Consider the following 10,009-nt stretch of genomic DNA (forward strand, 5'->3'; position numbering starts at 1 on the left):
GCCGCTCCCCGGCTCTTTGCGGTGTTGGGGGGGGGGTGGCCCGGGGGTCCCCCCCCCCCCCCGGGCGGGGGCCCCGGGGGCCGCCCCCCCCCCCCCCCCCCTTCCGCACTGGACGGGCCACTCCAGGGCTACTCCAGGCCGGCGAGCACCAGCGGCAGCCGGCGGGCGCCGTCGGCGACCAGCTTCACCGGCACGCCCCAGTCCTGCTGGTGCACGTGGCAGGCCGGGAACTCGATCTCCGGATCGTCGTCGCAGGACGCGGCCATCGCCGAGACGTGCAGCACGCCCTCGGTGACCTCTTCGGAGAGGACCAACTCGCGCGACAGGTCGCTGTCCGCGCCCGCGCCGGAGACCAGCAGCTCGGGCGGGGTCGCGCTGACCAGCAGCCGGGTCGACGGGCCGTACCGCTCGTCCAGCTTCTGGCCGCTCGGCGCCGAGAACACCACGTCCAGCCGGAACGCGCCCGGCGCGACCTCGGTGGCCGCCCGCCGGGTGCGGTGCGCGACCGACTCGACCCGCACAGCCTCCTCCGGCAGCCGCAGCCTGGTCAGCCGGTGCCGGGCCGACTCGACCACCACGATGTCCCCGTCCACCAGGACCGCGCCGGACGGCTCGCGCAGGTCGGTGGCCAGCGTGGTGACCTCGCCGCTCGCCGGGTCGAAACGGCGCAGCGCGTGGTTGTAGGTGTCGCTGATCGCCACCGAGCCGTCCGGCAGCACGGTGACGCCCAGCGGGTGCTGGAGCAGCGCCTGGGCGGCCGCGCCGTCCCGGTGGCCGAAGTCGAAGAGGCCGGTGCCGACGGCGGTGTGGACCGCCCCGGTTTCACGTGCCCCCTCCGATCGACTGATCCACCGGATCGACGAGGTCTCCGAGTCGGCCACCCACAGCCGCTCGCCGTCCGCCGAGACCGCCAGACCGGACGGCTGGGCGAACCAGGCCTCGCCGACGGGCCCGTCCACCAGGCCCTCGTTGGTGGTGCCGGCCGCGACGCCGACCGTGCCGGCGGCCGGGTCGTACGCCCACAGCTGGTGCACGCCGGCCATCGCGATCCACACCCGGCCGTCGAACCAGGCGACGTCCCACGGCGAGGAGAGGTCCACCTCGCGGGCCGGGCCCTCGGTCGCCGAACCCTGCCACCACTGGCGGCCGGTGCCCGCCAGCGTGGCCACGGAGCCGTCCGCCAGCCGCACCCCGCGCAGCGCGTGGTTGACGGTGTCGGCCACGATCACGTCGAAGTCCGAGCCCTCCGGCAGCAGCGCCAGCCCCTGCGGCTCGCTGAACCGGGGGCTGGTGCCGTCCACCAGACCGCGCTGCCCGTCGCCGATCCGGCGGACCACCGTCTCGCCGTCCTCGGCCAGCTCCACCAGCGAGTGGTGGCCGGAGTCGGCGACCAGGAAGTGCCCGCCGGGCAGCCGGACCGCCTTGCCCGGGAACTTGAGATCCCCCGCGGTCGGCTCCGGCGCCACGTACGGGCCGTCGCCGCGGCGCAGCGTGCCCTTCGCCGCGTGCTCGGCCTCCAACTCCTCCACCAGCCGCGCGATCGCGTGCGCGTGGCCCTCACCCGCGTGCTGGGCGACCACGTACCCCTCCGGGTCGATCACCACCAGCGTCGGCCAGGCCCGCACGGCGTACTGCTTCCACGTCGCCAGCGCCGGATCGTCCAGCACCGGGTGGTGCACCTCGTACCGGGCGACCGCGTCCACCACGGCCTGGTGGTCCGCCTCGTGCACGAACTTCGGCGAGTGCACCCCGACGATCACCACGGTGCCCCGGTGCTTCTCCTCCAACTCCCGCAGCTCGTCCAGGACGTGCAGACAGTTGACGCAGCAGAACGTCCAGAAGTCCAGGATGGTGATCTTGCCCCGGAAGTCGGCGAGCGTCAGCTCCTTGCCACCGGTGTTCAGCCAACCGCCTGCCCCGACCAGCTCGGGGGCGCGTACACGTGCACGAGATGCCATGCCTCAATCAAACCGCACTGCGCCTGCTTGCATTCCGGGGCCGGGTGTCATGCCGTGGAACGTGGCCTGCGCTGATGTTTGGCGGCCTTGTAGGCGGCAACGGATTTACGTGACGAGCGCCAGACTCCGTCGGAGCCCTGTACGGCGTTCAGACGGCCACGCTGTGCCGCTTGCCGGAGCGCTGCGAGGGACAGCTCTTCATCGACGAGCGCCGCGAGCGGGACCATCCTCGCGGGGCCGGCCACGTTGGGGACGATGAAACGGTTGAGATTGTCTTCCATCGCCCTGGCGATCAGCTCGCCGAGGGTGCCGCAGTCTCCGGTGTCCGCCCTGCGCAGCGCGGCCAGATAGGCGTCGCGCTGTCGCTTGAAGATGATGGTCGGCGGATACCCGAGATCGATGAGTCGGTTTTAGACGGTACTGCGGCTGGGCCTGCCTCGTCCGGCCAACGTCGCTCTCCCCAGAGTTGATACACATCGTGAGTGGCTAATTGAACTTATCAACTCTGGGGCTGCCAAGGGGCTGACCGGTACATGTTGGTCCTGGGGCGGTAAGGGCGGCGGTCGTGGTGGGGGCGCGGGCGGGGTGGCGGGCGTGTCGGTGGGGTGGGGGGTGGGGTTCGTGCTGTCGTTGTCCGCATGATCACCTCACCCCTGCTCCGGTCGGCCCTGACGGTCGCGACCGCTGTCCTGCTCGCCACCGGTGCCGGCACCGCCTCGGCGGCCGCCGCCCGGCCTGCTCCGCGTGACGTCACCGCGGAGCAGTGCCAGGACGCCGGGGGGTGGGTGGAGGGCTCCGGGTACTGCGTGGGGGCCGAGGGCGACGACGACTGGGGGCAGCCGATCGACGGGCAGGCCGTCAACCCGCATCCGGCGCCGGGCGAGGAGGACTGAGGGCGTCAGGGCAGGGCCATGGCCGGGTCAGGTCCGGGTCAGGGTCGGGGGAGCTCCGCCTGCCAGCGGGTCTCGCCGTCCTGCTGCTCGTCGGTGGGGGTGAGGCCGAGGGCCCGGGCGACGGCGGCGGAGGCGTGGTGGTCGGGGTGGATGTGGGCGGTGACGGTGCTGACGCCGGCGGCGGCGAGGTGGGAGAGCAGGGCGCGGGCGGCCTCGGTGGCCAGGCCGCGGCCCTGCCAGGGGGTGCCGACGACCCAGGCGAGATCGGCGGCCCCGGGGCTGACGGTGGTCTGGACGTAGCCGGTGAGGCGGCCGTCGGCGCGCAGCCGCAGCGCCCAGTTGCCCCAGGTCTCGGCGGGGTCGGGGGAGCCGGCGGCGAGCCGGGCGTAGCGCACGCGCAGGTCGTCGGCGGTGGCCGGGGAGCCGCCGGTGAAGGCGTGCAGGGCGGGGTCGGCGAGGGCGGCGGCCAGCTCCTCGGCGTGCTCGGGGCCGATCGGGAGGAGGTCGAGGCGCTCGCTGTGCAGCGGGGCGGTGGGGTCGGGACGCATGCCGCCATTGAACGCCCGTGTGTGGCGGTGCTTCCCGGCGGGTGGGGGGATCGGGTCGAATGGGGGTCACGTCGACACGGAGGAGGCCGCTGTGCGGTACCTGGTCAGGGAGAAGCTGTTCGCAGTCGGAGACGACTACTGGATCGAGGACGACCGGGGCCACAAGGCGTACCTGGTGGACGGCAAGGTGCTGCGGCTGCGGCACACCTTCGAGCTGAAGGACGCGCACGGGCGGGTGGTCGCGGTGGTGAAGGAGAAGGCGTTCACCGTCCGCGACGCGATGAAGATCGAGGACGCCGACGGCGAGGTGATCGTGACCGTCCGGGAGAAGCTGTTCACCCCGTTCCGTGACAAGTACCTGGTGGAGCTGGCCTCCGGCGGCGAGCTGAAGATCCACGGCGACCTGATCGACAAGGACTACCGGATCGAGAACCACCACGGCGACGACCTCGCCCGGATCTCCCGCAAGTGGTTCCGGATCCGGGACACCTACGGCGTGGAGATCGCCGACGGCGCCGACACCGGTCTGCTGCTCGCGATCGCCGCCTGCGTCGACCACCTGGTGCACGAGGAACACTGACCCGACTGACGCCAGGGGGCTCCGCTTCCCCGGTCCGCCGCTCGCCCCGGTGGGGTATCTTTTGCCAACCCTTGACCAGGCCGGTCGGGGATCGGCGAGCGGACCGGGGGCTGGGACCACGATGAACGACATCCTGCACGGGCTCGGCGCGGCGGCCGCCTACGGAGCCCTCGGGGTGGTGCTGCTGCTCCTCGGTGTCGGCCTGGTGGACCTGTTGACGCCCGGCAGGCTCGGCCACCAGATCTGGGTCGAGCGCAACCGCAACGCCGCCGTGCTGCTCAGCTCCGCGTTGCTCGGCATCGGTGGCATCGTCTTCACCGCGATCATGTACACCTACGCGGACTTCGCCAAGGGCCTGGTCTCGACCGCCTGCTACGGCCTGCTCGGGCTGGTGTTGATGGCCGTCGCCTTCTGGGCGGTGGACCTGCTGACGCCCGGCAGGCTCGGCGCGATCCTGGTCGAGCCGGAGCCGCACCCGGCGGTCTGGGTCTCGGCCAGCTGCAACATCGCGGTCGCGGCGGTGGTGTCGGCCGCGATCGCCTGACGGCCCGCCCGTGCGCCCGGGAGCGCCCGGCCGCACGTTCGGCTGATGGAGCGTCGGCCGGCGGGCGGCGGTGGCGTCGTCGGTGGCGTCGTCGGTGGCGAGGAGGATCCGACCGGGGTCGCCGACCTGCTGCGGCGGTGGGGCCCGGCCGGTAACGTACCGGCATGGCTGACCTTGAAGAACGCGCCAACGTCGTCGCGTCCGGCTCGCGGCAGGCCGGGGCAGGGGTGTCCGTCCGACGGCGCCGCGTCACCGACCTCGCCGACTGCGTCCGGGTGCTCGGCGACGTCCACACCACCGACGGCTACCCCGCCGACTGGCCCGACCGCCCCGCCGCCTGGCTCACCCCCGGGGGCCTGCTCGCCGCCTGGGTCGCCGAACTGGACGGCCGCCCGGTCGGCCACGTGGGCCTCTCCCGCAGTGCGCCCGGCGACGTCGCCCCTGGCCTGTGGAGCCGCCGCACCGGCGGCCGCCCGGAACTCACCGCCGTGATCGGCCGGCTCTACGTCGCCCCCACGGCGCGCGGCCACCGGATCGGCGCACGGCTGGCGGCGGCCGCCGTGGCGCACGCGCGGGCGCTCGGCCTCCACCCCGTCCTCGACGTCCTCGCCACCGCAGCCCCGGCGAACGCCTGCTACCGCCGCCTCGGCTGGACCTGGCTCGGCAGCGGCGAACAGCAGTGGGCCGCCGACCGCACGGTCGTGGTCCACTGCTTCGCCGCCCCGAGGGAGTAGCCGGCCTCCTGCGGGGCGGCCGGTGGTGGCGATCCGTCCGGAAGTGGCGACGGCGCCGCTGGAGCGGGGCCGTTCGTCACACGGGGATGACGTCGACGCCCTGCTCCAGGCCGACGAAGTCGCCCGCGTTCCGCGTGTAGAGCGGCAGGCCGTGGGCGGCCGCCGTCGCCGCGATCATCAGGTCCATGCGGCGGGGGCGGGGGTCCCGCTTGGCCTGGATCGTGAGGGCGACCAGGGTGCCGAACCGCCGAGCCGCCTCGCGGTCGAAGGGGAGAGTGGCGAACTCCGCCTCCACGTCCGCGAGTCGCTGGGCCCTGGCCATCATCTGCACCGGGTCCTTGGCCATGGCGACGCCCTGGGCGAGTTCGGCCAGCACGATGGACGACAGTGCGGCATCGGCTGGCAGGAGCTGTGGATCGATCTGCGGCAGATCGATCACGACGCAGGTGTCGAGCAGTCCGCGTTGGTGTCGCTCGGTCACTTCCGCTCCCACGGGTCGTCGCCGCCGATCCGATCCTCATCGCCGTAGAAGGCGTCGGCTTCCGCGCGCATCCGCGCCGCGTCGACCGTCGGCGCGTTCCGCCACTTTCGCTGGAGTTCCTCGACGGGGACGAATCGGCGGCGACCGCTGATCGGCCGGACTTCGGCGATCTCGGTGCCGTTGCGGGTGATGTGGTAGATCTCGCCGGCCTCGACATCGTCGAGCACGGCCTTGGACCGCGCTGCGAGTTCGCGCTGCGTGATGGTCTTCATGGGGTCAGTGTATCGCGCCGTAATGCACCGTGTCGCACTGGCGTGGGCGGCCGGTCCGGCTATCCCGCCGGGCGGTCCGTGGTGGGGCGGCGGCGGAGGGCGGGGGTGGTGACGGACGGGGGCTGCCAGACGCCGTCGGGGTGGTAGACGTTGGTGCCGGGCGGGACGATGGCGTCGATGCGGTCCAGCGTGGCGTCGTCGAGGACCAGGTCGGCGCCCTTGAGGGCCGCCTCCAGCTGGTCGTGGGTGCGCGGGCCGAGGATCACCGAGGTGACGGCGGGGTGCGCCAGCGGGAAGGCCACGGCCAGTTCGGGCAGGGTGCGGCCGAGGTCCCCGGCGAGGGCGGTGAAGGCCTCGACGGCCTCCAGCTTGGCCGCGGTGGTGGGCAGCGTCGGGTCGAAGCGGCCCGGGTGGAGGGTCGGGCGGCCGGTGGTCAGGTCGGCCGGGCGGCCCTTGCGGTAGCGGCCGGTGAGGAAGCCGGAGGCGAGCGGGCTCCAGGTCAGTGCGCCCATGCCGAGCCGCTGGACGACGGGCAGCACGTCGCGCTCCACGCCGCGGGCGAGCAGCGAGTACGGCGGCTGCTCGGTGCGGAAGCGCGGCAGGGCGCGGCGCTCGGCGACGTGGTGCGCGTCGACGATCTGTTCGGCGGGGAAGGTGGAGCAGCCGAAGGCGCGGATCTTGCCGGCCCGGACGAGGTCGCCGAGGACGGACAGGGTCTCCTCGACGTCGGTGGTGTGGTCCGGCCGGTGGATCTGGTAGAGGTCGATCCGGTCGGTGCGCAGTCGGCGCAGGCTGTCCTCGACGGCCCGGAGGATCCAGCGCCGGGAGTTGCCGCCGCGGCCGTGGCCCTCGCCCATCGGGAAGTGCCCCTTGGTGGCGAGCACGATCTCGTCGCGGTCGCCGCGGGCGGCCAGCGTCCTGCCGACGATCTCCTCGGACTCGCCGGCCGAGTACATGTCGGCGGTGTCCACGAAGTTGATGCCGTGGTCGAGCGCGGTGTTGATGATCCGGGCGCAGTCGTCGTGGTCGGGGTTGCCGATGGAGCCGAGCATCATCGTGCCGAGGCAGTAGGTGCTCACTTCGATGCCGGTGCCGCCGAGGACGCGGTAGCGCATGGTGCTGCTCCCCCTGGTGGTGGGTCGGTGGTGCGTCAGAGGCTAGGAGTTGGAGTGCACTCCATGGCAAGGGTCGGTCCGGATCCCCGTCCACTCGGGGAGTCCGGGCCCGTGGCGCGGAGCGGACGGGCGGTGGCCGGGGTGGGCGCGGGCGTTTGCGGAAACGGCAACAAAGCTTGCCGATATGGCTGGTCCGGTCGCAGTCTGGCGGTGGAGGTGAGCGCCATGGGCGACACGATGAGGACGACGGGGCCGACGGCCCCCCGGGACGAGTACGACGCGGTGGTGGTCGGCGCGGGCGCGGCCGGGCTGAGCGCCGCGCTGGTGCTGGGCCGGGCCCGGCGCCGGGTGGCGGTGGTGGACGCGGGCCAGCCGCGCAACGCCCCCGCCGCCCACATGCACGGCTACCTGAGCCGGGACGGCATGCCCCCGGCGGCGCTGCTGGAGGTCGGCCGGGCGGAGGTCGCCGGCTACGGGGTCGACCTGATCGACGCCCGGGTCGACCACGTCGAGGGCGTCGCGGACGCCGAAGGCGCGGGGACGGGCTTCGCCGTCCACCTGGCGGGCGGCCCCGTGCTGCACGCGCGCCGGGTGGTCGTCGCCACCGGCCTGCGCGACGGGCTCCCGGAGCTCCCGGGCCTGCTCGAACGCTGGGGCCGCGACGTGCTGCACTGCCCGTACTGCCACGGCTACGAGGTCCGCGACCGCCCGCTCGGCGTGCTCGGCACCGGCCCGGGCGCGGTCAACCAGGCGCTGCTGCTCCGGCAGTGGTCCGCGGACGTCGTCCTGATCACGCACACCCTCACGCCGACCGGGGCCGAGCGGGAGCGGCTCGCCGCCCGCGGCGTCCGGGTCGTCGAAGGCCGGATCACCCAGCTGGTGACGGACGCCGACCGGCTGCGCGGCGTGGAACTCGCCGACGGCCGGGTGGTGCCGCGCGAGGCCGTGTTCGTCTTCCCGCAGCCGGTGCCCCGGGACGCGCTGCTCTTCGGCCTGGAATGCGCCCGGGACGAGAACGGCTGGGTCACCACCGACCGGGCCGGCCGCACCAGCGTCCCCGGCGTCTGGGCGGTCGGCAACGTCGCCGACCCGCGGGCCCAGGTCGTCGTCGCCGCCGGGATGGGCGCGGCGGCGGCGTTCGACCTCGACCACGACCTCGTCGCGGAGGAGATCGGACGGGCGGTCGCCGAACACCGCGCGTCCGGCGCCGCCGTTCCCGCCTGAGCTGGGGGAAGCTCCCCCCAGCTCCCCCCCAGCTCCCCCCCAGCTCCCCCCAGCACCTTCGCCCAGCGTCACCCTTCCGACTGCAGCACCTTTCCGTCACCCACGATCGGAGAACCCACGATGTCCGAACACCAGCACCAGCACGGCCAGGGGCACCAGCACGGGCACCACCACGGCCACGTCCCCGCCGCCGACTTCGACTGGGACGTCCTCGCCGCCCACCTGGAGCGGGAGGCCGAACTGCGCGCCCCCGCCATCACCGGGGCCGCGCAGTGGCTGCGGTCCCTGCACGGCGAGGCCGACGGGGTGCGGCGGGTCCTCGACGTCGGCAGCGGGCCCGGGGTGATCGCCGGACTGCTCGCGGACGCCTTCCCCGAGGCCGAGACGGTCGCCGTCGACCAGTCGGCCGCCCTGCTGGAGCGCGCCCGGGCCCGTTCCGGCGGCCGTCTGAGCACCCAGCAGGCCGACCTGCCCGCCGAGTTCGGCAAGCTCGGCGAGGCCGACCTGATCTGGTCCGGCAACGCGATCCACCACCTCGGCGACCAGCAGGCCGCCCTGACCTCCCTCGCCGCGACGCTCCGGCCCGGCGGCCTGCTGGCCGTCGCCGAACGCGGCCTGCCGCTGCGCTACCTGCCGCGCGACTTCGGTCTCGGCCGGGCCGGCTTCCAGGCCCGGCTCGACGCCGTGCACGAGGACGGCTTCAGCACCATGCGTGCCGAACTGCCCGGCGCCACCGAAGAGGTGGAGGACTGGCCGGCCATGCTCACCCGCGCCGGTCTGACCCCCAGCGGCACCCGTACCTTCCTGATCGACCACCCGGCCCCGCTCGCCCGCCCCGCCCGCGAGCACCTCCACACCCAACTCGCCCGTCTGCGTGACCAGCTCGCCGACAACCTCGCCCCCGAGGACCGCAGCACCCTCGACGCCCTCCTCGCCGAGGACACCCCCACCGGCATCCTGAACCGCCCGGACGCCTTCTTCCTCTCGGCCATGACCGTCCACACCGCCCGCAAGGCCGCCTGACGACTGCGGAGCCCGAGCCGGCCGCCTCCGGGGCGGGGGCTCCCCCGCCCCGGCTGCGGCAGAGGCCTACAGGGTGTGACCGAGAGCGGTGATGAGGGCGGCGATGCGGGCCTCGTCGCGGCGGTAGTGGGTCCACTTGCCGATGCGGGTGGCGCGGACGAGGCCGGCGCGCTGGAGTTCGGCGAGGTAGGCGGAGACGGTGGACTGGGCGAGGCCGGCCTTGGCCTGGATGTGGCTGACGCAGACGCCGACCTCGCGCGGGTCGGCGACCGCTTCCTCCAGGGGGAAGTGGCGTTCGGGTTCGCGCAACCATGCCAGCAGTTGCAGGCGCGTCGGGTTGGCGATCGCCCGCAGGGCGGTGACCAGGTCAACATCCATGGCTGGAAGCGTACCGGCGTGTTACGGCAGGGCCTCGGCGAGCCGACGCCGGTCAGTGGGGCAGTGCGGTGCCGCCCGGCGGGGTGCCGATGACTTGGACGAACCGTCGGTGACGTGGCGTCAGATTCCCCCCGGTGTCGGGAAGTTGGCGGACGGCCCGGGCCCCGGGCCGTGCCCCGGGGCGCAGCCCTCCAGGCCGCCGAAGCGGGGGGGCCAGCCGGGCCGGTCCTCGTCGGTGATCGTGGCGCACAGCACCGGC

13 protein-coding genes are annotated in these 10,009 nt (G+C 73.9%); 6 read left to right on the top strand and 7 right to left on the bottom strand.

Annotation, left to right across the window (positions count from 1 at the left end; genetic code table 11):
* Positions 1 to 128: 128 nt before the first annotated feature.
* Both ACFV61_RS05265 and ACFV61_RS05270 read right to left on the bottom strand, forming a co-directional pair.
* The gene (locus ACFV61_RS05265) at positions 129 to 1,958 is read right to left on the bottom strand and encodes an NHL domain-containing thioredoxin family protein (protein WP_380490225.1); all 1,830 of its coding nucleotides are present in this window, start codon (positions 1,956 to 1,958) and stop codon (positions 129 to 131) included.
* A 47-nt stretch (positions 1,959 to 2,005) separates the two neighbouring features.
* A complete protein-coding gene (locus tag ACFV61_RS05270) occupies positions 2,006 to 2,239 on the bottom strand; it encodes a hypothetical protein (RefSeq protein ID WP_380373516.1) in 234 nt (77 codons plus the stop codon).
* A 357-nt stretch (positions 2,240 to 2,596) separates the two neighbouring features.
* Between ACFV61_RS05270 and ACFV61_RS05275 the strand changes: the two genes are divergently transcribed.
* A complete protein-coding gene (locus tag ACFV61_RS05275) occupies positions 2,597 to 2,851 on the top strand; it encodes a hypothetical protein (RefSeq protein ID WP_380490227.1) in 255 nt (84 codons plus the stop codon).
* 38 nt (positions 2,852 to 2,889) lie between these two features.
* On the opposite strand, the gene ACFV61_RS05280 is transcribed toward ACFV61_RS05275, so the two are convergent.
* A complete protein-coding gene (locus tag ACFV61_RS05280; RefSeq protein WP_063348354.1) occupies positions 2,890 to 3,399 on the bottom strand; it encodes a GNAT family N-acetyltransferase in 510 nt (169 codons plus the stop codon).
* 91 nt (positions 3,400 to 3,490) lie between these two features.
* On the opposite strand from ACFV61_RS05280, the gene ACFV61_RS05285 reads away from it, so the two are divergent.
* The 3 genes from ACFV61_RS05285 (at position 3,491) to ACFV61_RS05295 (ending at position 5,257) form a co-directional block, all read left to right on the top strand.
* The gene (locus tag ACFV61_RS05285) at positions 3,491 to 3,979 is read left to right on the top strand and encodes an LURP-one-related/scramblase family protein (protein WP_380490229.1); all 489 of its coding nucleotides are present in this window, start codon (positions 3,491 to 3,493) and stop codon (positions 3,977 to 3,979) included.
* A gap of 121 nt (positions 3,980 to 4,100) precedes the next feature.
* Complete coding sequence (locus ACFV61_RS05290) at positions 4,101 to 4,523, top strand: DUF350 domain-containing protein (protein ID WP_363581436.1); 423 nt, start codon at positions 4,101 to 4,103, stop codon at positions 4,521 to 4,523.
* Positions 4,524 to 4,687: 164 nt separating this feature from the next.
* On the top strand, positions 4,688 to 5,257 hold the full coding sequence (locus tag ACFV61_RS05295) for a GNAT family N-acetyltransferase (RefSeq protein WP_079135707.1): 570 nt from the start codon (positions 4,688 to 4,690) through the stop codon (positions 5,255 to 5,257).
* A gap of 76 nt (positions 5,258 to 5,333) precedes the next feature.
* Here the strand turns inward: ACFV61_RS05295 and ACFV61_RS05300 are convergent, their stop codons facing one another.
* Genes ACFV61_RS05300 through ACFV61_RS05310 form a run of 3 tightly spaced genes read right to left on the bottom strand, consistent with a single transcriptional unit; the run spans position 5,334 to position 7,125 of the window.
* Positions 5,334 to 5,738: a type II toxin-antitoxin system VapC family toxin gene (locus tag ACFV61_RS05300; RefSeq protein WP_380427483.1), complete on the bottom strand. Its 405-nt coding sequence runs from the start codon at positions 5,736 to 5,738 to the stop codon at positions 5,334 to 5,336.
* Positions 5,735 to 6,010, bottom strand: coding sequence for a type II toxin-antitoxin system Phd/YefM family antitoxin (locus ACFV61_RS05305; protein WP_380427481.1), 276 nt, complete (start codon positions 6,008 to 6,010; stop codon positions 5,735 to 5,737). Before ACFV61_RS05305 ends, ACFV61_RS05300 begins: the two co-directional genes overlap by 4 nt.
* Positions 6,011 to 6,069: 59 nt before the next feature.
* Positions 6,070 to 7,125 (bottom strand): aldo/keto reductase, encoded by a 1,056-nt coding sequence (locus tag ACFV61_RS05310; RefSeq protein WP_380490231.1) that lies wholly within the window; start codon positions 7,123 to 7,125, stop codon positions 6,070 to 6,072.
* 225 nt (positions 7,126 to 7,350) lie between these two features.
* Between ACFV61_RS05310 and ACFV61_RS05315 the strand changes: the two genes are divergently transcribed.
* The gene (locus ACFV61_RS05315; protein WP_063348350.1) at positions 7,351 to 8,349 is read left to right on the top strand and encodes an NAD(P)/FAD-dependent oxidoreductase; all 999 of its coding nucleotides are present in this window, start codon (positions 7,351 to 7,353) and stop codon (positions 8,347 to 8,349) included.
* A gap of 120 nt (positions 8,350 to 8,469) precedes the next feature.
* Complete coding sequence (locus tag ACFV61_RS05320) at positions 8,470 to 9,372, top strand: class I SAM-dependent methyltransferase (RefSeq protein WP_380490233.1); 903 nt, start codon at positions 8,470 to 8,472, stop codon at positions 9,370 to 9,372.
* Positions 9,373 to 9,438: 66 nt separating this feature from the next.
* Here the strand turns inward: ACFV61_RS05320 and ACFV61_RS05325 are convergent, their stop codons facing one another.
* The gene (locus ACFV61_RS05325) at positions 9,439 to 9,750 is read right to left on the bottom strand and encodes a helix-turn-helix transcriptional regulator (protein WP_063348348.1); all 312 of its coding nucleotides are present in this window, start codon (positions 9,748 to 9,750) and stop codon (positions 9,439 to 9,441) included.
* Positions 9,751 to 10,009 lie beyond the last annotated feature (259 nt).

It is taken from the genome of Kitasatospora sp. NPDC059817 (genome assembly GCF_042731835.1).
GTDB lineage: Bacteria > Actinomycetota > Actinomycetes > Streptomycetales > Streptomycetaceae > Kitasatospora.